The organism is Paenibacillus hunanensis (assembly GCF_034055775.1).
In the GTDB taxonomy this organism is placed as follows: domain Bacteria; phylum Bacillota; class Bacilli; order Paenibacillales; family Paenibacillaceae; genus Saccharibacillus; species Saccharibacillus hunanensis.
The window spans coordinates 3,303,732-3,326,348 of record NZ_CP139194.1 but is presented as its reverse complement, the minus strand read 5'-3'; the positions used below and the strand labels follow the sequence as shown (position 1 = coordinate 3,326,348).

Here is a 22,617-nt window from a genome sequence, read left to right as displayed (position 1 = left end):
TTTATAGCATATTGGGGTCTCCAAAAACAGAAAGGGCCGTGTGCGGAATATAATTCCGTGTTCCAGGCCCGTCTATGCAACCAAATATTTTGCTATGTTATATCTCTCTGTACCGCTCAATAGAGCGAAAGTGCTAATGTGTCACTCTCACGATAAGTATGCAAAATTGCTTCCGAGCCGATAACCTCAATACTGATGACCGTATCCAGGCAGTTTTTGATCATTTTTTTGCCGTTTGTAATTTTATTCTCAAGGGTTCTGCGCAGTAGTCTTAAAAGCTTGGATACTGGCTGTGTATTATCGGCGTTAAAGTAAACAGGAACGATTTTGTCCTCTAACAGAATTGTCGTCTTCACTATTAATCACCTCATTGTATGATAGATAAATTCAAAGTTAGAAGTTAAGCGGTTGAAACTTGTTTGTGTTGCGTTCGGGGTAGTTGTTCATATCCGCTAACTTGAGTTTATTGTAATCACCTTTCCTTAAAGAAAACTTAAAAGAACCTGATATTCACCTAAAACCTCGCGCGATTCGTAAGCCTGGGACACAAAATATTCAAAACCACGGCAGCCTTTATAACTTCAACTCTGCATCTAACGGGTATAAAATATTTATCACATTGCTGTGTTAACATTTTACTGTACAAATATTTGAAAATAATTGACAAATTTAAGTCTATAGTGCTACATTTAAATGGGAAATAAGAACCATATAAATAAAGAAAATGAACATGAATACCCTTTTATATAGATATAAAAGCTCACATGTCAATATTGAAGGGAGAAGACCCGCCATATGTTTGCTCTTGACTCTTTTAACAGTAGGAAGCTGACCTTAAACGAAAAAGAGCTTTTTTTTCTGGCTGGTATGATGGGCTTTAACCGGGTAGCAGGAATTCGTAATCCTTTTCCTAATGATCGGATGGAGGAATGGATTAATGGATGGAAGCAGGTCGGAGTGTCATTGCTGCAAAAAGGCTATATTAGCGGAGAAGCACTGGAGCAGCTTCTTGCTCATCCGCCGTATGGTCAGGCAAGCTCGGATCGAAATGTAGTATATAAGCGCGGTTGCTGCCTGCGTTACAGTCATGTTCTTGAATCGAGCCAGCTTGCTGTCAATGTACATTATTATTTGAATGATGATGGAATTTTTGAAATTTCCCTGGCGGAAGGAATGTCAGGGCAATATGAATTAACACGACTTGGTGCACTTCGGCAATCGTGCGATCAGGTGCTTGATCAGCTTGAATTGAATAGTTATTCAGCAGCTGATATGCCAGCGTTAACGTTTCCGCGGCAATGGTTTGATGAGCATGTGCATTTACGGGATTTGTTTTATTTGCCAGAGCTGACGAATGAACTATTCGCAATGACAGGCGACGAAGAGGGAGCGAATCTGTTTGCCGGTGTGATTGCGGACAATCGTCTGTATGCCGAGCTACAATTTTCCCATCTGGAGTCTTCTGGCTGGCAAAGGCAGGGTGCTGTACTGCTGGCTGATCGTACTACCAATTGGATTGTACGCCAGATGAGCCGTCAGGAAGAGGATTGGGTCATCGCTGTACCGCTCGACAAAGAACATTTTCATAATATTTTGCTGGATTGGATTGATCAATCGGATGCTGTTAGATGAGCTGATTATTTCAGCTAACGGGGCTTCGAGGTGAGAAAGCCAGCCATAGAACCGGATTGCCATGAGCAGTCCGGTTTTTTTGCTAGGCGATCAAGCGTTTCAAGAATGATAAATATACATTAATATGATTTCATAACAGGATCTTTTGGGTAATTCCTGTAGCAAGATACCTGGCATTTTGTCTACACTAATTATTCTGAGGGAGTGAATGAATATGGAATCGACCACACAGCCACAGCGTTTTACAGGTCAAGTTGCTCTGGTCACGGGAGCAGGTTCGGGAATTGGACGCGCAACTGCGCTCAAGTTTGCCGAGCAGGGGGCGCGTGTTATCATTTGTGATCTGTCTCCTGAACGCATTCACGAGACGGAAGCGGAGATTAACGAGAAGTATCCCGATGCTGCAAAAGCATTTGTGACGAACATTACGGATGAGGAGCAGGTCAAGCAGGCGGTTCAAGAGGGAGCGGCTCATTTTGGTGGCTTGCATGTTGTATTTGCGAATGCAGGTATTAATGGAGCGGTAGCGCCCATCGATGAGATTAGCTATGAGGACTGGCAACGTACGATCAATACGAATCTGGGCGGTACATTTTTAACGATCAAGTATGCCTTACCTTATCTAAGAGAACAGGGTAGTGGAAGCATTGTGATCACCAGCTCGATTAACGGGAATACGACCTTTGCAAGCTTTGGTATGTCGGCTTATAGTGCATCCAAGGCAGGTCAGGTTGCCTTTGCAAAAATGGCAGCGCTAGAGCTAGCTCGCTCGAAAATTCGCGTGAATGTCATCTGCCCGGGCGCTATCTCTACTAATATCGATCAAAGCACAGAGCGCAACGAATCCGTGGAGAAAATCGCGATTCCAATGGAATTTCCACAGGGAAGACAGCCGCTGGCAGGTCAATCCGGTAGCGTAGAAAATGTAGCTGATCTAGTCACCTTCCTATCTTCGTCCGAAGCCTCTCATATTACAGGTGCACAAATTACGATTGATGGTGCAGAGTCGCTATTGTGTTAATCGCTGTATGCAATCCAGCGGCTATGAATGATGTAGCTTCGGCTATACCATACATATGCTGAGTATGCTGTATACTTAATGACTGAATACGCTTACAATTAATGTTAGAAATAGGATAGCTGCTTATCCCGTCATCCATGTTACGCATTGGAAGACTGGGTGAGCAGCTATTTTACTGGTATACTAAAGTTAACGAATAAGAAGTGAATGAACAAGAGGAATTAGCACGAGAAGAATGCGTATCCTCAACCAAATATGTACATGGTTCAATAATCCAACATGTACACTAACGGAATCGATACTAGCAAACTAGCTCATAAAGAGGTGAATCGGAATGCTATCATGGCTGGCTGATCAGATGATTGAAGAGGCAATGAAGCGTGGTGAATTTGATGATTTGCCGGGGAAGGGCAAACCGCTGGAGCTGGAAGACCTTTCTCATGTGCCCGAGGAGCTGCGCTCTGCCTATAAGCTTATGAAAAATGCGAATATTATGCCGGAGGAGCTAACACTCAGACAGGAAATGCTCACATTAAGTGATCTGATTGCAGCCTGTCAGCAGGATGAAGAACGGCTGCGCCTGCGCAAAAAGCTGGATGAAAAAACATTGCGGCTGAATATGCTGACTGCGCAGAAGGATTGGAGTAGCAACTCCGCCTACAATAGATACGAAAGTAAAATTCGGCAACGACTGACAGGCTGGTAATTGAGGGGTTAGCGGCATTTATCAAATTTACACGGGAAGGGACATGTTTTTTGACGGATCAAAACAAGAAGTATATAGATCAACATCAAGATGATAAAGAGCGGGAGCAATATCGTGTGAAGGACGAATTACATTCAAGCTCTGTAGCTTCAGCATTACCTGTAGATGAATTGATTCCTTCATTGAAGCAGCATTTACAGGAGACAGGTGCGGCAGTTCTGATTGCTGAGCCGGGAGCAGGCAAGACGACGCGTATTCCACTGGCATTAATGGAGGAGGCGTGGCTAGCTGGTCGCCGTATTGTGATGCTAGAGCCGCGCAGACTGGCAGCGATCTCGGCAGCGCGCTATATGGCGGCAACACTTGGCGAAAAGGTAGGGCAGACAGTAGGCTATCGGGTAGCGCTGGATACACGGGTTAGTGCTGCGACACGAATTGAGGTGGTCACAGAAGGCGTGCTGACTCGAATGCTACAGCATGACCCATCGCTGGAGCAGGTTGGATTAGTCATATTTGATGAGTTCCACGAGCGTAATCTGAATGCCGATCTGGGGCTTGCTTTCACGCTGGAAAGCAGGTCTCTTTTGCGTGAGGATCTACGCGTGCTGGTCATGTCGGCTACGATGGAGCCTCGGCCTGTAGCGCAGTTGTTAGGTGATGCGCCTGTGCTCCGCAGTGGGGGACGCAGCTATCCAGTGGAAACGTATTATGAAGCAGGTGAGTCTGCTTATACGCTGTATCGCAAGCCGGGAGCGCGTATGGAACCTAAGATTGTCCATGTAATTCACAGGGCACTCCAGGAGCAGGAAGGAGAATTACTTGTCTTTTTGCCAGGAATGCGTGAAATTCGGTCTGTGCAAAACGAATTACTCCATAGTGGACAACAGTTGCCAGTAGGAGTGGAAGTCGTTATTTTGCATGGCGGCTTGAAGGCAGAGCAGCAGGATGAAGCGGTACGACCGCGTGGTGATGGCACACGCCGGATTATTTTATCGACTTCACTGGCAGAATCCAGTGTAACGATACAAGGGGTATCGATCGTTATCGATAGCGGATTGATGCGCACACGTGTATTTTCGCCGACCACAGGAATGGAGCGGATGGAAACGCGGCAGATATCGGTTGATGCAGCCGATCAGCGTCGTGGACGTGCAGGCAGACAACAGCCGGGTGTATGCTATCGCCTGTGGAGCGCTGAAGAGCATCGTATATTACCTGCCGAGCGCCGACCCGAAATGCTACAAAGCGATCTATCGCCGCTGGCTCTGGAGGTTGCTGCCTGGGGAAGTGATGTAGGGGAGATGGCGTGGCTTACACCTCCGCCTGAAGCGGCTTATCGAGAAGGGCAGCTATTGCTTCAGCAGCTGGACGCGATCGATGAACAGCTTCGTATCACGACACATGGACGAAATATGACAGTTATCGGTGCGCATCCAAGACTTTCCCACATGATGATCAAGGCGGGCGAGCTAGAGCTTATTCCAGAGGCATGTGATCTGGCAGCCTTGTTGCAGGAACGAGATATTTTACCGCCTGCTGCTGGTATCGAGCTAGCGGAGCGTGTGCGCGCATTATATGGAAGAAGTAAACATCGTGTAGAGACGAGCGCAGTAGAGCGGATTAAGGAATGGAGCCAGCGATTTGTACGTCAATGGCGTGAGCTAGAGCGTATGGAAGAGGCTATAGATCAGCAGTCATCGGTTTCAGTTAAAAAGTCAGCTTCGTTATCTGCATCCGACGGCTGGATTGGTGCTCTGTTATCACTCGCTTATCCCGACCGTATCGGGCAAAATCGCCGAGATGGGCGATTTTTGCTGCGGATGGGGCGAGGTGCGCTTTTGCCGAATGGATATGGTGGAACTCATCTACTTGCAGGCACACCCTATATTGTGGCGGCTGAGCTGGAGGATGTGGGCACCGATAGCCGTATTCTGCTAGCGGCTGCGCTAGAGGAAGATATGTTAAAGCAGCTTCATGCCAATCATATCTCGGATCGCACCGAGGTTACTTATGATGAAGATAAAGAAGCGATTCGTGCTCAAAGGGTACAACGACTGGGTGCGATTGTACTGCGAGCAGTAAATGATACTGCACCGTCCACTGAATCGATTCGAAGTGCATTGATTGTAGCCCTGCAAGGTCATGCACGCGGCCTGGATTGGTTCAATTGGACGAAGCCAGCTACCCAGCTACGTGAGCGTATGGGGGTAATGCATAGGTTACAGCCAGAGCATTATCCCGCGATGAATGATGCAGCCCTCCTGTCCCATGCGGAGGATTGGCTGCTGCCTTATATGGGCGACATCCGGCGATTATCTGATCTGCGCCGTTTATCTATGACCGAGCTGCTACTCGGTATGCTGGATTGGCAGCAGCGGCAGGAGATGGAGCAGGTAGTACCTACGCATATTACCGTACCGAGCGGCTCGCGGATTCCGATTGATTATAGCGATCCAGCGCAGCCATTTATCGCGGTTCGATTACAGGAAATGTTCGGCTGTATGTCTACCCCTCTGCTTGGTGGACGCATTCCGCTAACGATTCAATTGCTTTCTCCTGCCAGTCGCCCGGTGCAGGTAACTCGCGATCTGGCAAGCTTCTGGGCGAATACTTATTTCGAAGTGAAAAAGGATCTAAAAGGCAGATATCCAAAGCATTACTGGCCGGATGATCCATTACAGGCGCAGGCAACGAATCGAGTGAAGCCAAGGCAAAATGGATAGAGGATGGAATAGGATAGATGTGCATTGAGATGAGGTTTATTCTAATATTGTTGATCTATTTTTGATTGATATTAAATATATTATTAAATAGGTAGAATATGTCATGGATAAGTTCGACTGTCGCTTTTCGTTTAACGGGATGCCTATACGGGTAATAAAGAAGAAGCCGGATAATCACGGCATGTAGATGAGTGAATTTGCGACAGGAGGCTATCAACATGACGAATAAAGACGAACAACATGTAAATAAGGATAATCAGCCGCATAATCATCGTACCGAGGATGATCCGAAACATTCGGAAACACGCAAGGATGTCAAGCCAAAGGACACCAATGAGGACAGCCAGGGCTCAGACAACAAAATCACTTCCTATTCGAATGGTGGATACGGCGTATAAGCCGCATCACCAGCCACGATAATATACAAGTAGATATGGATGAGCGCACTCCATTGGTGAGATTAAGGCGCATGACATCCCGCTATACGAAGGAAAAGGATGACTTTTCCACTGTATAGCTTTTGCAGACCCATTCTCGGGCGTGTTGTTTCCGAGGATGGGTCTTTCGTCATTATCTGGCAAGGTTCGACCTCGATTCTAGTGAATAATTATGGATTCGGTTATAAATGCCCTATCCGTTTCATGGAATTGACGTTATACTGACAGTGAAAGGCTGAGTGCCTTTCAAACTAAAATGGGGAGGTAATTCTGATGCAAGCAATGATGTCAACTGGCATGACGGACAATTATCAGAAACCAGGTCAGACGTCAGGCTCGATGAAAGAGAAAAAGAAATCGCGCCGTCAATGGATGAAAAAGCTTCGCAATGAACTTCGTATGCCAGGTGCAGCACCACAATCACCAAGTCCAATTCCTGCTCCCAAAATGCCTGTTCCGCAATCGGCTTCTGAGCCAGATTGGAGCACGCAGGGCGCTCTCATTTGTAAATAATGCCGGAGCACAGCAGTACGATTGGAATCGGAAGGATGACAGAAAAGAAGAATGAGTTCAAAACAAAGACTTGGCGAAATCGAGATTTTGCGTGGCATGGCCTTTGCCGCCGTTGTGCTACAGCATTCGATCGCTCATTATTCCGTTGCTCCAGAAATAGCAATGGCAGATGGCGCGAGGCTCACACTTTTGCTAATAGCGGCCAAATTTGCAGTACCGGCCTTTATTTTCATTACGGGGCTGGTGCTTTTTTATAACTACGATGGCGAGCTAGCGTATGGCTCGTTTATTCGCAAGCGCTTCAAAGATATCGTTGTGCCTTATCTCGTATGGACATTATTCTATACGATCCTGGCAGGCACGTTTGCAATGAAGCCGATACCGGAATCGATTCTGACTACGCTACGATATATATTTACAGGCAAGTCGAGCTATCATCTATGGTATATCGTAATGATTATTCCGATGTATTTGCTCTTTCCGTGGTTGCGTAAGCTTGTGCGAAGGATATCTGGAGCGTTCAAAGGAAATGGACGACGCGCGGTAGTTATTATCATTGGATTGACTGTTGCTTATGAGATATTACTGATGCTACTTCCGTGGCTAATGCGAGCCTTTCAAGCATGGCATATTCCGGTGCTCACTCCTTATTTTACAACGTATGCAGATCGGAATATTATTTATTATTTGTATTATTTTGTGCTTGGTGCACTTGCTGGTCTACATATTAAGGTTTTCCTGGATGTTTTGCAGCGGATCAAATGGATCGTGCTGCTCGTGTGCGGGATTTTTGCCGTGTATTATACGGGTGTAGTGCTGGGAGATTTCCCGATGGACGCAGGCTTTGGCCGTCGCTTCATGTCGCTTGTGCTGCTGCAACCGTGGATGGCACTGTTTCTTGTGGCACTCGTTCTACTTGTGTATCAGGTGGCACTTCGCATCGATCGTACGGCTAGTGAACGGACGAAGCAGCTATGGATAACGTTGAGTCGGTATTCGTATGGCGGATATTTGGCACATGCCTATATGCTGCGTCTTGCCTATATGATGGACGACTGGCTGTTTAGTGGCTGGAATGTGACGATACGAATGACTATCGTCTGGCTGGTAGCACTCGTGATGTCGATTCTATTGACTTATCTGCTGTCGCGTCTTCGCTTTGGCGTCTGGGTGACTGGCATTCCATATCGAAAAGCCCGTTAGGGCTTTTTTTGTTGTTCAAAACGGTGAAAATTTCATATAATAGAGAAGGATTTCATTTGCCTTAATGCGAAAGGAGTGAGCAGGATGGCATTTATGATCGCACAGCGAGCATTTATTAAGCTGTATTTGATTACAATGGTCGAGGAGCATCGTGGTTACGGCTACGAGATGCTGGAGAGCATGAAGGAACGATTTAAGGATTTTGGATATTCGCCACCACAGAGTGAGATTTATCGTGCCCTGCATGAGCTGGTGCATGATGGTATTTTTTATCGGACAAAGCAGCTCAAGGGTAATGATCCGAAGGTTGATTTTCAAGAAATTGTTATTTATCATTTTACAGATGATGGGCCTGAAAAGGCGAAGCTGTATAAAAAGCAGGTGAAGACCGATCTGGATCGTTGCATCGGCATGCTCACACGGGCAGAAGCTGATAATTACAGGTAAAAGGTTCGGATACGAGCCGGATGAGTATCTTCATTGTTAGGGCAGCAGGAATGGAAACGCAAATAGCTGACCATCCTCGCCCTGACGATGTGGCGACGGTATGATAGGAATACGATAGGTAGAGCACCACCATATTGCGTGAAGGAACACGATCTGACATCCTCTCAACGATAAAGTGAAGGGAGAGTGCAATCATGACAGAGCGTAAATTACGTTGGGGAATTATTAGCACTGCGGAGATTGCTGTAAGCGTCATCATCCCATCGATTCGGGAATCATCACGCAATGAGGTGCTGGCGATCTCCAGTCGTCATATCGAGCAGGCTGAAGAGGTTGCAGAGCGCTGTCATATTCCTCGTTTCTATGGTAGCTATGAGGAAATGCTGGATGATCCCGATATTGATGCAGTCTACATTCCATTGCCCAATCATTTGCACAAGGAATGGACGATCAAGTCAGCCCAGGCAGGCAAGCATGTATTATGTGAAAAACCCGCTGCTCTTGATGCTGTCGATGCTGCTGAGATGGTAGATATGTGTCGCAAGCAGGGTGTGGTATTTGCTGAGGGCTTCATGTATCGATATCATCCTAAGCATGCTCGTGTCCGCGAAATTATTCATTCCGGTGAGATTGGTATGCTGCGCAGTATGCATGGCCGCTTCACCTCCAACAATGCAGATGATCTAGAAAATGTGCGCTATCGCCGCGAGATGGGCGGTGGCTCACTGTATGATCTTGGTGTGTATCCGGTGTCGGCTGCACGGATGTATTTTGGTGCAGAGCCGACAGCGGTTACGGTGCATGCGATGTTTTCCGCCAAGCATGATCATGTCGATATGATGGCTTCTGGTCTGCTGGAATTTCCAAATAGCCGCTCGGCTACATTTGAGTGTGGTATGTGGGCCTATCCCAGCTGTGCATTAGAAATTATCGGGACAAAGGGACGGATTAAGCTCCCTTATGCGTTTCGACGTGATGATAGCGAGGATGAGCCACAAATTACGATTTATACCGATGAGGGCAAGCGTGAAGAACATATCGAGCTTGCCAATCATTTTGCCCTGCAGGTGGATGCCTTTGCAGCAGCGGTGCTGGACGGAACACCATTGCCTTACAGTCCCGAGGATGCGATCCGCAATACTCGCGTGATTGCTGCCTGTCTGGAATCTGCGCGTAAGGGCGAGAAGATTCGCATTGTATGATTTTGTTAGCTAACACTACATTAGGATAGGGAAAAGGAGAATTATAATGTCCAATCATGCCAGTGCTTTTGAACAATCGTATCAGGGCGAGCCAGCAGTATGGCTTCGCTATCAGCAGCTTGAAGCTGTTGTACTGCCAGGTGTAGGTGCCAATCTGATCGCTTATCGTGATCATGGGAACGGCTATCATTTCCTGCGTGAGCCGCAGGAGAGCGAGATGGATGAGTTCCGTGCAAGTCCAGGAACACATGGTATTCCGGTACTATTCCCGCCAAACCGTTATGAGGACGGTACATTCACATGGAATGGACGCACATATAATTTTCCAATCAATGAGCCGGCTACACACAATCATCTGCATGGTTTCCTGCATACGATTGTGTGGGATGTGGATTACTATGAGGCTAATGAAAAAGAAAGTCGTGTTGCGCTGAGCGTAACGATCGATGAATCGCATCCGGTATATAGCTACTGGCCGCATTCGTTCACAGCGCGCCTTGTGTACACATTATCGGAGCGTGGCTTGCAGCAGCAGGTGAGCGTGCAAAATCTGGGGAATGATCCGATGCCGATGATGCTAGCATTCCATACGGCGCTGAATGCGCCATTTGCTCCAGACAGTTCAGCGGACGATATGAGCTTCAAGGCGACCTTTGGTGGGCGTCGTGCGATGAGTGAGCGTATGCTGCCAACTGGACAATTCCAGCCACTGTCGGACTGGGAAGAGCAGTTAAAAACAACAGGTGCGAATCCCTATACCGAAGCGATGGATAATCACTATACCGCAGAGCCACAAAATGGTCGTAATATCGCGGAGCTGGCGGACCAGCGTCTTGGTGTGAAGCTCGTCTATGATGCCGGTACTGGTTATAAGCACTGGATGATCTGGAATTGTGAAGCATCCGGTACATTCCTCTGCCCTGAGCCGCAAACGAATCTGGTGAATGCGCCAAATGTCGATTTGCCGGATGAGGAGAAGGGCTTTATTAGTCTACAGCAGGGCGAGATCTGGGAGGAGACTTCCCGTCTGTATCTGGTGAATCATCTGTAATATATATGATAAAAGAGGAATCTCCCTGCGAGGTTCCTCTTTTTATGATGTTCCTTGAGTTAGGCCTGGTTTCTGAGTTTCGAGAGTAAGGTTAGTTTGCGTTTCAAGGTTATTTGGTTCTAGTTATACATATAGCAATTCTATAAGTCGTGAATGTAGGGGCTTTATATACACAAATCGTGTGCACAAAGAGAATATAAGGGGATTTAATTTTCATACTGCTACATGATCACGTAAAAGCAAGTTAGATGAAGACAGAATAGATGGTTATGTACTTTATATAGAAGAAACATATGTATTGTCGTTCCTCTGAATGTAGAAATAGTCATACACTAGCTCATCCAAGCGTAATTCTAGTCACGATCTGATCACATCATCGGTATAATGGCTAAATCGTAATTATTTTGTTTAAACCCTTGACAATGCTAACATGGCAGGAGTAAAGTAAATCAGGTGATATTCGTAATATTTACGAAGAAAAGAAAAACGACCGGAATATCGATGGAAATTATCACTGTAGCTACTTGCTATCTCAGTGGTTCTTCAAGACAAAACGAAGCAGAAACTCCCGATATCATCCATATCAATCGAATCGATATTATAATAAATAATGGGTTTTAAACGCAAAACAAGGTGAAAGGAGTGCTTTACGTGTTACTGGCTTCTATGCAGGATGTAGTATTTGGCTATGATCGTGAGCCGGTGGTGAATCGGTTATCGATGGACATATACAGTAATGAATTTATGGCATTAAGCGGGCCGAATGGTGCCGCTAAGACAACCTCACTCAAGCTATTGCTCGGTATTTTGAAGCCGTGGAGTGGGCGCGTACAGATTAATCGTAATGAAAAAGGAGGCAAGCCGATCATCGGCTATGTGCCTCAGCAGGTTGCCTCGTTTAATAGTGGCTTTCCTAGCACGGTATACGAGCTGGTTCGTTCCGGCTGCTCGATGCGACTGGGCTTATTCAAGCGCTTTGGAAATAAGCAAGCAGCACTGGTGCAAAGCTCGCTGGAAGCAGTCGGCATGTGGGAGCTTCGTGATCGTAAAATTGGCGAGCTGTCCGGTGGACAGAAGCAACGTGTGTGTATCGCACGCGCACTGGCACAGGAACCGGATGTATTAATTTTGGATGAACCGACAACCGGAATGGATCTGGAAAGTCGTAAAGGATTTTATGAACTGATGCGTCACCATGTGAAGGCGCACGGACGAACTGTCGTGATGGTAACCCACGGTCTGGAAGAAGCAGAGCCGTATCTGGATCGCACGATTCGTCTGGAACGAGAGGAGGGCGGAGGATGGGCATGTTTGACTACGAGTTCATGCAGCGTGCATTTTGGGCCGGAGGCATGATCGCGATTATTGCTCCTTTGCTTGGAGTATATCTCGTCCTGCGTAGACAGGTATTGATGGCAGATACGCTGTCACACGTATCGCTGGCAGGGGTAGCGATTGGTGCGATTGCTGGCATTAATCCGTCTGTTGGTGGATTTCTAGTTGCTGTGCTGGGCGCACTCGTTATAGAACGATTACGGCAAAATTTCCGTGGATACGGTGAAGTATCGATTGCGGTTATTATGACAGGCGGTCTTGCGCTTGCACTGGTACTGATGAGTATGGATTCTGGACTGAATCGTAGCTTCAGCTCGTATCTATTTGGCTCGATTGTAGCCGTGAGTACAGAGCAGCTATGGATTATTGGCGCGGTATTCGTGATCGTACTCGCATTCTGGGTGACGATGCGTCGTCCACTTTACAATATTACCTTTGATGAAGAAACCGCACAGATTGGTGGTACGCATGTACGCTGGCTGTCGCAGACATTTTCCGTATTAACGGGCATGACGGTTGCAGCAGCGATGCCGATCGTCGGTGTATTGCTCGTATCGGCGCTGATGGCATTGCCAGCAGCACTATCGCTTCGTTTTGCAAGGGGCTTTGCTTCCGCACTGATTATGGCGGTATTGATCGGTTTGACTGGCATGTTCGGCGGTCTGACCACTTCCTATTATGTGAACACACCTCCGGGTGCTACTGTCGCTCTACTGTTGCTTGCATTTCTGCTGATCGGATTAGGCATTCAGCGTATCCTGAACCGTATGCGCCGGGGCAATGATATGCTGGAAGGCCCTGATCTGGACAGTCGTCGTTTCTGGCAGCGCCAGAGCGGTAATGCACAGAAGAGCAAAGTGCAAACTGAGGTTCTTCATAAAAACTAAATATAAAGGCAGGTCGTTCGCACGGCTTGCCTTCACTATTCTATGGAGTGGGAAGGAGAACACATATTCATGAAAAACAATGGGAACAAACGCAATTGGTTGATGATGCCTGCGGCAGCTTTGCTAAGTCTGGGTGTCATGCTTGCTGGCTGTGGGAATAGCGGTAGCAATGGGGCAGCAAGTAACAGTACAGCAGGTTCGGAAACATCCGGTACATCCAAGCTTCATATTATTACGAGCTTTTACCCGATGGAGGAATTCACATCAAAGGTTGCGGGTGATCTCGCTGATGTTGAGGTTCTGATCCCACCAGGCACAGAGCCACATGATTGGGAGCCTACTCCGCAGGATATTGCCAAAATGACCGAAGCTAATATGATCGTCTATAATGGTGCAGGCATGGAAGGCTGGATCGATCAGGTGAAGGATTCACTTGGTAGCAACGGCCCGGTACTCGTCGAAGCAAGTAAAGGTGTACAGATTCTCGAAGGTACCGAGGAAGAGGATCATGAGCATGAAGGTGAAGCTGGAGATCACAGTGAAGAAGCCGCAGATCATAGCGAGGAAGGTCATGATCATGGTGGATTTGATCCACACGTATGGCTGTCACCGAAGCAAGCCCAAACCGAAGTGAAAAACATTGAAGCCGCATTGGTACAGCTCGATCCAACCCATGCTGATCAATATAAACAAAATGCAGATGCATATATCAAGGAACTGGCGCAATTGGACAACGATTATAAAACCGGTCTATCCAGTGCCAAACGCAAAGACTTTATTACTCAACACGCTGCGTTCGCCTACATGGCACGCGACTATGGCTTAACACAGGTGCCGATCAGCGGACTATCACCAGAACAAGAGCCAACTGCTGCACAAATGGCTAAAGTAGTTGATTTTGCTAAACAGCACAATGTTAAAACGATCTTCTTTGAAACCTTGGTATCACCTAAAATCGCTGAAACGATCGCCAATGAAGTCGGCGCCAAAACAGCCGTCCTCAACCCACTCGAAGGCTTAACCGACGACCAGGTCAAAGCAGGCGAAAACTACATTACGGTGATGCGCGAAAACCTGAAGGGTCTGGAGCAAGCCCTGAACGAATAATATACGACTGCTTGTATCATGTAACCTTTAAATCCATACATGATACAATCCACATCTACTTCACTATTCAGCAAATAAATATCCAACAAAAAACCGGCAAGCTCTCACCAGAGAACTTGCCGGTTTTTTGCTATTCCCAATCATCTACACATACATACAGCAAGCCATCACTAAATCCCTATCAATCACCAACACGCCAAACAAAATTACATTCAATCCTACTTCCACCTACCAAGACACACTAGAACCAATTTCATAAACTAACCACAAAGCCAGACAAAAATGCTATTCAAAGGCTCATCCCGCCCACACTATCTTTTGATTTCGGCTTACACATGCTCATTCCAGTATGGGGCAGAGATAATGAGTGCCATTTCCAAGTTTCAAGTTCTGACTTTAAGCTGTAAGTTTAAAGTGCTAAGTTCTACTTCCTTAAACGCTATATGTTATAAAAGAACTCTATATTAACAAAGAACAAAGCTTAATTAATGCATATAATGAAAACAGCAATCATGTTGCATACTTTCAAGTTCCTCCACGTATGCTGCAAGCAGCATAGAACGGAGGGAAGGAAATAAGGGGAAAGGACGACTTTTGAGCACGGGAATCTACATTACCTCCCATTTCGTAGATTCCTGTGCGAGACGGGAGTCCGTTCCCTTATTCCTTGCCGCAAGTGGTGTACGCCCAAGCACACACCTGGCTTAACCGCTCCAACTCCCAAGCCAATCCCCTCCACAATCACTCCATCAAACACTTAGAACACTCCCCAAATAGCAAAAATCAACCTACAACAGCTCAGCAACACAAACCCAGCATATTCAAAATCCACTAAACTCAATCCCACCAATTAAGCATCGCCCAAAGCTCCGTGAAAGCTCTAAAATCAAAAAATACTGAAAAATTTACATAAACCCCGTTTGACTTTCCAAATAACGAGGTATAAAATAGTAAGTAAGAACTGACGGGTTCTCACAGTACCGTCAGGTTTTATTTTGAAGGGGTATACACAAACACATAAAAACAACCTTGTAGGAGATGCATCTGTATGGGAGACGATCGTAAGAAAGCAGTGTTAAAAGCTGGTGGACAACTATTTGCAGAGAAAGGCTACTTTGCGACCACCGTGCAGGATATTGCGGAGCAATGTAATATGTCCAAGGCATCCATTTATAAAATGTTCGAGTCCAAAGAGGACATTCTGCTGCAAATCATTCGTACATTGCATGAGGAAATTGTAGGCTCTACCAGCTCACTTCATTTTGATGATGATGTGTCTCTGCGCGATCAGCTGATGCATAAAATATCCGTACAGCTGCAATCCTTTGTCGTGAAGCATGATTTCTTTGTAAATTTGAATCAAAATATGCCGATGGAGCTTGGCTCGCAGATTCGTCAGGTCATGCTCGATTTTAAGCGGATGATGCTGAACTGGCAAAAGGAAGAGCTGCTGCTTGCATATGGCACTCGGATTGAACCGATTGTATGGGATCTATCGATATGCATGCAGGCGATATCTAGAGAGATGATTGTACTTACTCGTCTGGATCGTAAGCTTCCTATTACAGAGAAGCATATTGATCGTGTCGCCGAATTAATTGTTGATGCAATTGAAGGAATGATCGAAAAGCGTCTTGGACGCACGCCGGTCATTAATGAGGAAGCAGCAGAGCGTATGAAGCTGTACGAGCCTGATTCCAGTCGGCGGTACTTTGGAGAGAGTGAATGGCGTAAAAGTGTGCGCGAGCTGCTACAGGCGATTCGCAAGCACAGTCCAGAAGCCGTTCAATCGGATCTGGTCGCAGCTGTGGAACGGCTGGACGCCGAACGTAGAAAAAAGGTTCCGCAAACGTTCATGATGGATGCATTAATCTCCTATCTGAAGCAACGTGAAGAACTTCAGGCCGAGGTTGCCTACTTACAACATGTTTATTTTGCAAATTGGGAGGACGAGAAACATGGCTAATACAACGGCTAATCCAGTAGAAGAGCCAAGGCCTAAAGTGAATATTAAGGTCATTGTCGGAATTATGCTGGCAGGTGCATTTGTAGCGATTCTCAATCAGACGCTACTCGTTACCGCCCTGCCCCATATTATGAGAGATTTGAAGATCGACGCAACTGCGGCGCAGTGGCTGACGACGATTTTTATGCTGGTGAACGGGATTATGATTCCGATCACGGCTTACTTAATTGATAAATTTAATACAAGAGCATTATTTATTACATCGATTGGACTGTTTGCACTCGGTACGCTGATTGCAGCGATCTCGCCAACCTTTGGCGTACTACTTGTAGGTCGCGTGATCCAGGCAGCAGGTGCTGGTATCGTTATGCCGCTGATGCAGACGGTATTCCTGGTCATTTTCCCCAAAGAAAGTCGCGGTGCAGCGATGGGGATGATCGGTCTGGTCATTTCATTTGCACCAGCGATTGGTCCAACATTATCAGGCTGGGTTGTAGATACATTTTCATGGCGTGACCTGTTTTACATCATCCTGCCAATTGCGATCATTGACCTTGTCATTGCGATTTTTGCCTTGAAAAATGTTGGCAAGCTACGTGATCCGAAGCTGGATATGATCTCTGTCGTCTTATCGACAATCGGTTTTGGTGGATTGTTGTACGGATTCAGTACCGCCTCTAAAGGCTGGAATGATCCAACTGTGCTGATTACAATCGCGATTGGTGCGGTTAGCTTGATTCTATTTGTACGCAGACAGTTCAAGCTGGAGCAACCGCTGCTGGAGTTCCGTGTCTTTAAAGATCGACTGTTTACGATTTCGATGATTATTACCGTGATCGTATTTACTGCGATGATCGGTGCATCGACATTGCTACCGCTGTATATTCAAAATGCACGTCATCTGTCTGCTGTACAATCCGGTCTGATCGTATTGCCGGGGGCGATTCTGATGGGGATTATGTCGCCGATCACCGGTCGTATTTTTGATAAAATCGGTGCAAAAACGCTAGGTGTTACCGGTCTAGCCTTACTGCTGATCGGTACCGTGCCCTTTACGATGCTGAGTGATCAGACACCTGTATGGCTGATTATGGTCATGTTTGCAATGCGTATGCTGGGCTTGTCGATGGTCATGATGCCCGTAACGACAGCTGGTCTGAATCAGCTGCCAACCCATCTGCTATCCCACGCAACGGCGATGAACAATACGCTTCGTCAGGTAGGGGGCTCGATCGGTACAGCTGTACTGATTACGGTATTTACCAATGCATCGGCTTCTGCCGCAATGTCAGGTAAGCCAGCTGATCTGTCGATGATTCATGGTACCAATATGGCATTTATGGTTGCATCGATTCTGTCAGCAGCTGCGCTCGTCATGATCTTCTTCTTAAAAGAACCACCACGTCGAGATCGTCAATCGGGCACCGCTGAAGCTACGAAGAATGAGGGTAAACGTAATTCGTCTTCACAACAAGCAAAACCGGTATCGCAATCCTGATACCGGTTTTATTTTTGAAATTAAGATTGTAAGTAAAATTGGATACAAGAAAAACTTGCACAATACTAAATTGTTTACTATACTATACTCTGTTACTTATAATAATAATCTGGCAAATGATCAGATCGTACATTAACCTCACTATAGAGATAGGAGAGATTAACCATGAATCCAAAATATCAAGCTTTGTTTCAGCCATTCAAGCTGAATGATGGTATTGAACTGAAAAACCGCCTTGTTCTGGCGCCAATGACTCACTCTTCCTCCAATCCGGATGAAACAGTATCCGATGCCGAGCTCGAATATTATGAAAGCCGTACAGCAGGTGTAGGTCTGTCGATCACGGCTGTTGCTCATGTGACTCCAAATGGTAAAGGCTTTGCGAACCAATTCCGCGCAGTAGGTGCGGAGTTTACACCTGGCTTAACTCGTCTGGCAGACACACTGAAAAAGAACGGCTCTAAAGCAGTATTGCAAATTTTCCATGCAGGTCGTCTGGCTCCACCTGAGCTGGTTGACGGCGATGTCGTTGCACCAAGCGCTGTACCAAGCGAGCGCGGTGATGGCGGTCAAGGTCCAACACCTCGTGAGCTGACAGGTCAAGAAATCGAGAGCATTATCAAAGATTTCGGTACAGCAACAGCGAATGCGATTGCTGCTGGCTTTGACGGCGTGGAGATTCACGGTGCGAACGGTTATCTGATTCAGCAATTCTTCTCTCCACACTCCAACCGTCGTGAAGACAAATGGGGCGGCGATGTGAATGCACGTCTGGCATTCCCACTGGCTGTTGTAGATGAAGTACAACGTGTTGTCAAAGAGCAAGCGAAAGGCCCATTCATCGTCGGCTATCGCTTCTCCCCGGAAGAACCAGAAACACCAGGCATCACAATGGCAGATACACTGGTGCTGATCGATGCACTGGCTGAGAAAAACCTGAGCTATCTGCACGTATCGCTGATGGAGTACAATTCTGTACCTCGTCGTGGTGTAGAAGATACACGTTCCCGTCTGACGATCATTCAAGAGCGTGTGGGTAACAAAGTACCGGTTATCGGTGTAGGTTCGGTGAAAACGCCAGATGATGCAGCCGCTGTATTGGAAACAGGCGCACCACTCGTTGCTCTCGGTCGTCAGCTGATCGTTGATCCAAACTGGGTCGAAAAAGTAGAATCCGGTCGCGAGAATGAGATTCTGTACACACTGAGCAAAAATGATCAAAAATCACTCGTTCTGCCTGATCCACTATGGAATATGGTCATTAATATTCCAGGCTGGTTCCCTGTTGTAGAAGCGCAGGAAGCGAATAAATAAAATAAGCTTTATATATCGAATAGCCCTGCATGTGTCGAAGCATGCAGGGCTATTTATGTGATGGTTGACGGTATAGATGGAGTTGTTTAGGGTAAAGTGGTGTCCTTTTTTGTGTAGTAGCATGTGTTTGGTATAACGCTACCTTGGCACATAGCACGTTATGCCTACTGTAGCTGTAGCCTTGTCTTTCACAGCGTCATGTATCATTTATGTTGCACTATGCTTAGGTAGTATTACATTCACAGCGATATGTCATGCTATGTGCTCGTAAGCGTTTGGGCGCTACTACGCCATCTCATTCCGAATACGTCTGACCATTCGCATCTACATAGACGGACTTGATTAATGTACGCTTGTACGGCTTGCCAGCTGCGGTCACGCCACTAATATCGGTAGTGATCACGTAACTGGATGGTTCACCTGTAGCTGGTGTTGGGACACTTGTCTCCATTTCGCCAGCGATCAGCGAGCGCTGGGAAGTGGTCGGTGGAGCGATTCGTTTGCCCTCTCCGTCATAATAGTTGACGGTATATTTGGCTGTTGTCTGTTCTGAACGTAGCCCCTCGGTTTCTAGCTTCATATCAAGTGTACCACTAGAGAGCGACGTGTGTAGACTTGCGTTGCTAGTATTGGAGGCATATACAGCAGTCATCAAGTACGCACCAGAGCCATCGTTTACACCGCGTACCTGCCAGTTGCCTGCAACAGGCTGATCGAGACGAGCAATCTGGTGATAGGCGCCTTTGAAAATATCATCGTCTTTCGCACTTTCCACACGTACTTGCTGACGCTTGCCATTTGGAGCGATAATCTGCAATTCCTTCAGTGGTTTGTTACTAATCCAATCGAGCGTAATGGATTGTACGCCATCCTCTACCGTTAATGCTTCGCTTGCGGTACCGTTCGATTGACCGCCGCGCACATACAAATGCCCATTAGGCAATGCGGCATCAGCAGATGCATTATTGCTGGAGGCGCCCGGCGTACCAGTGTTCGCATCGGTCTGTGGGGAGGTAGGTGTAGCTCCATACACATTGCCTGTCACGGTAGAATCACGATACACATCCGTGCTGACGGCTGCCGCAGTCAAGCGAGATGAGGACGACACTGCTTGTGCGGCGCTCGCGGCTGCTCCGGTTACGGTACCAATATACGATTTGAACAGATCGAATGTATAGGAGCCTGTGCGCACGGTGGCATGATTCCACGGGCCTATACGAATCAGTGTAGCGCCGGGTAGCTGTGCGCTTGCCGTCGTAACGACACCATCATTGCTACCAAATACGGATAGATACGCACCGCCAAATGTATACGAGGCTTTGCCAGAGCCAGACCATTTGTCACCGCCCATCGTATAAAAGGGCACCTTATTAACATCCGGGTCTTTGTCCATTTCTGAGCGAAAATACTGCATGTACGATGTTTGCAAGGAGCTTGTACCCGGGCTTTGGGAGCCGACCAGATCAGCAAGCCAGCCAGCCCAGCTACTGTAGGCAAGGTCTGCCAGCTCGGAGCCATGATGCGGTGTACTCAGCGTAATCACGCGACTTACGTAAGGATAGGCATTGTAGCGTACCAGTGCAGCCTGTGTATCCACACCGCCTTTACTATGGGCGATAATGACGATTTTTTTGCCGCCATAGCGCTGGCTGATCTCTTTGATTTTGGCAGCAAGCAGCTCGCCGTCTTTCCACATGTCTTCTGGTGTGCCGGTAATGTCATACATGTTAATAAAAGCGGTCTGATAACCATTATTGTAGGCATACTGGTACATATCATTGTCCTCGTACCATATTTTTGCCTGACTGGTCAGTCCATGCACGAATAGCAGAACAGGCTTATCCGGGGAAAGATTCGGCGGTGTCTGTCCTGCTGACCATGCCCCCGGCGTAGCTACTACCGTAGGATTAGCTGCTGCCATGTAAGCGTGATTCGGCAGGAGAGGGAATGCCATACTGGCCGCAAGCACCCCCGCCAGCAATTTGTTTCGTACCATCATCATTGTCCTCCTCGACTATGTAATATATGGAAAAAAATTAATCCTCAATCAATGTATAGCACGTGTATTAAATGAGTTACTTAAATTTGTGATCGCTATGTTTAACTGTACAAAATGAACATTAAAATTTTAATTGCTTAGCATCTGCATAAATGTGAGGTATTTTTTATCGTTTTGGGTATAATAGAGGTCGTGACTACATATATGACGACAGGCGAGTTGCATACGGGCTGGATTAAGAATGGCAAAGTATGTAACAAAAAGTACAAACCTGTCAGGAAAAAGGGGTTATGGGATGAATAATATGGAACTACTGCGTAATCCAAAGCAGCGCAAGCTGTTATTTAGCGCAGGTTTCAGCTGGATGTTCGATGCGATGGAGGTGGGGATGATCTCCTTTATCGCGGCAGCACTGGCGAAGAGCTGGGAGCTTAGCCCACAGCAGATCGGTTATTTGACCAGTATTAACTCGGTCGGGATGGCAGTGGGTGCCATTGCGGCGGGTTATCTGGCAGATCGCTATGGACGAAAGTCGATCCTGCTCTGGACGCTATTAATTTTCTCCATTGCTAGTGGATTATCTGCGCTGGCAACGGGCTTTGGCGTATTACTGTTGCTACGCTTTGTTGCCGGGTTTGGTCTGGGTGGTGAATTGCCGGTAGCTTCTACGCTAGTATCCGAATCGGTATCGGTGAAGGATCGCGGACGTGCGGTCGTGCTGCTGGAGAGCTTCTGGGCATTTGGCTGGATCATTTCCGCAGTGGTCGCGTACTTCGTGATTGCACGCTATGGCTGGCAATGGGGCTTTGTGATCGGCGCGGTTCCTGCATTGTATGCACTCTATCTGCGCCGCGCCATTGAGGATTCACCGCGTTATTTGAACAGAAAAGCGTCCGATCGTGTCTCATTCCTACAGGGGCTAAAGGATATCTGGAGCAGTGAGCATCGCCGTGCCACGATGATGGCGTGGATTCTGTGGTTCACCGTGGTCTTTTCCTATTATGGTATGTTCCTGTGGCTGCCATCGGTGATGGGCTTGAAGGGCTTTACACTGATCAAAAGCTTTGAATACGTGCTGATCATGACGCTGGCACAACTGCCAGGTTACTTCACAGCTGCATATTTTATTGAGAAATTCGGTCGTAAATTCGTACTGGTGTTGTATCTGCTGCTCACCGCAGTAAGTGCAATCTGGTTCGGCTTTGCCACAAGTGAGCTGTCGCTCATTCTAGCAGGTATCTGTCTGTCCTTCTTCAATCTGGGAGCATGGGGCGGTCTGTACGCCTATACACCAGAGCTGTACCCAACGCGCGTACGCTCAACCGGAACAGGCATGGCCGCAGGCTTTGGGCGAATTGGCGGTGTAATCGCGCCATTCCTCGTCGGTATGCTCGTCGGCAATGGAGTAGCGGTAAGTAGCATCTTTATTATGTTCTTCATCGCCATCGTTATCGGCGCTGCTGCTGTCTTGTTCCTCGGCAAAGAAACCAAAGGAATTGAATTGGATTAATCCATTGTTATCTGCATAGGGGCTGCTCGTTATCGCTTAAAGGTTGGCGATCTAGCGAGCAGCCTG

Annotated in this window: 19 protein-coding genes; 17 read left to right on the top strand and 2 right to left on the bottom strand. The window is 47.0% G+C overall.

Annotated features, from left to right (window positions below; translation table 11 throughout):
- Positions 1-116: 116 nt before the first annotated feature.
- Positions 117-356 (bottom strand): hypothetical protein, encoded by a 240-nt coding sequence (locus tag SK066_RS13395; RefSeq protein ID WP_188774958.1) that lies wholly within the window; start codon positions 354-356, stop codon positions 117-119.
- Positions 357-795: 439 nt separating this feature from the next.
- Between SK066_RS13395 and SK066_RS13390 the strand changes: the two genes are divergently transcribed.
- From SK066_RS13390 to SK066_RS13315, 16 genes are all read left to right on the top strand, one after another.
- Positions 796-1,632, top strand: coding sequence for a hypothetical protein (locus SK066_RS13390; protein ID WP_320541872.1), 837 nt, complete (start codon positions 796-798; stop codon positions 1,630-1,632).
- A 214-nt stretch (positions 1,633-1,846) separates the two neighbouring features.
- Positions 1,847-2,653: an SDR family oxidoreductase gene (locus tag SK066_RS13385; protein ID WP_320541871.1), complete on the top strand. Its 807-nt coding sequence runs from the start codon at positions 1,847-1,849 to the stop codon at positions 2,651-2,653.
- 334 nt (positions 2,654-2,987) lie between these two features.
- Positions 2,988-3,359, top strand: a complete 372-nt coding sequence (locus SK066_RS13380) for a DnaJ family domain-containing protein (RefSeq protein WP_320541870.1) — start codon at positions 2,988-2,990, stop codon at positions 3,357-3,359.
- Positions 3,360-3,475: 116 nt separating this feature from the next.
- Positions 3,476-6,082 (top strand): ATP-dependent helicase HrpB, encoded by a 2,607-nt coding sequence (gene hrpB, locus SK066_RS13375; RefSeq protein ID WP_320541869.1) that lies wholly within the window; start codon positions 3,476-3,478, stop codon positions 6,080-6,082.
- Positions 6,083-6,300: 218 nt separating this feature from the next.
- Positions 6,301-6,480 (top strand): hypothetical protein, encoded by a 180-nt coding sequence (locus SK066_RS13370; RefSeq protein ID WP_188774953.1) that lies wholly within the window; start codon positions 6,301-6,303, stop codon positions 6,478-6,480.
- Between the two features lie 312 nt (positions 6,481-6,792).
- Entirely contained in the window at positions 6,793-7,032 is a 240-nt protein-coding gene (locus tag SK066_RS13365) for a hypothetical protein (RefSeq protein WP_188774952.1), read from the top strand.
- A gap of 51 nt (positions 7,033-7,083) precedes the next feature.
- Positions 7,084-8,235, top strand: a complete 1,152-nt coding sequence (locus SK066_RS13360) for an acyltransferase (protein ID WP_320541868.1) — start codon at positions 7,084-7,086, stop codon at positions 8,233-8,235.
- A gap of 84 nt (positions 8,236-8,319) precedes the next feature.
- Complete coding sequence (locus tag SK066_RS13355) at positions 8,320-8,682, top strand: replication termination protein (protein ID WP_188774950.1); 363 nt, start codon at positions 8,320-8,322, stop codon at positions 8,680-8,682.
- Positions 8,683-8,876: 194 nt separating this feature from the next.
- Positions 8,877-9,884 carry a Gfo/Idh/MocA family protein gene (locus SK066_RS13350; RefSeq protein ID WP_320541867.1) on the top strand — a complete coding sequence of 336 codons (1,008 nt, stop codon included), beginning with the start codon at positions 8,877-8,879 and terminating at the stop codon, positions 9,882-9,884.
- Positions 9,885-9,930: 46 nt separating this feature from the next.
- A complete protein-coding gene (locus SK066_RS13345; RefSeq protein WP_320541866.1) occupies positions 9,931-10,935 on the top strand; it encodes an aldose 1-epimerase in 1,005 nt (334 codons plus the stop codon).
- A 651-nt stretch (positions 10,936-11,586) separates the two neighbouring features.
- Positions 11,587-12,291, top strand: a complete 705-nt coding sequence (locus SK066_RS13340; RefSeq protein ID WP_188774947.1) for a metal ABC transporter ATP-binding protein — start codon at positions 11,587-11,589, stop codon at positions 12,289-12,291.
- Positions 12,237-13,157 (top strand): metal ABC transporter permease, encoded by a 921-nt coding sequence (locus SK066_RS13335; protein ID WP_188774946.1) that lies wholly within the window; start codon positions 12,237-12,239, stop codon positions 13,155-13,157. Before SK066_RS13340 ends, SK066_RS13335 begins: the two co-directional genes overlap by 55 nt.
- 69 nt (positions 13,158-13,226) lie before the next feature.
- Positions 13,227-14,264 carry a metal ABC transporter substrate-binding protein gene (locus SK066_RS13330; RefSeq protein WP_320541865.1) on the top strand — a complete coding sequence of 346 codons (1,038 nt, stop codon included), beginning with the start codon at positions 13,227-13,229 and terminating at the stop codon, positions 14,262-14,264.
- 1,048 nt (positions 14,265-15,312) lie between these two features.
- Positions 15,313-16,230, top strand: a complete 918-nt coding sequence (locus SK066_RS13325; protein WP_250343256.1) for a TetR/AcrR family transcriptional regulator — start codon at positions 15,313-15,315, stop codon at positions 16,228-16,230.
- A complete protein-coding gene (locus tag SK066_RS13320) occupies positions 16,223-17,728 on the top strand; it encodes an MDR family MFS transporter (protein ID WP_320541864.1) in 1,506 nt (501 codons plus the stop codon). Before SK066_RS13325 ends, SK066_RS13320 begins: the two co-directional genes overlap by 8 nt.
- A gap of 165 nt (positions 17,729-17,893) precedes the next feature.
- Entirely contained in the window at positions 17,894-19,042 is a 1,149-nt protein-coding gene (locus SK066_RS13315; RefSeq protein WP_320541863.1) for an NADH-dependent flavin oxidoreductase, read from the top strand.
- 295 nt (positions 19,043-19,337) lie between these two features.
- Here SK066_RS13315 and SK066_RS13310 read toward each other — a convergent pair whose 3' ends face one another.
- A complete protein-coding gene (locus SK066_RS13310; RefSeq protein WP_320541862.1) occupies positions 19,338-21,044 on the bottom strand; it encodes an alpha/beta fold hydrolase in 1,707 nt (568 codons plus the stop codon).
- 292 nt (positions 21,045-21,336) lie between these two features.
- On the opposite strand from SK066_RS13310, the gene SK066_RS13305 reads away from it, so the two are divergent.
- Positions 21,337-22,551, top strand: coding sequence for an MFS transporter (locus SK066_RS13305; protein WP_320541861.1), 1,215 nt, complete (start codon positions 21,337-21,339; stop codon positions 22,549-22,551).
- Positions 22,552-22,617: the final 66 nt, after the last annotated feature.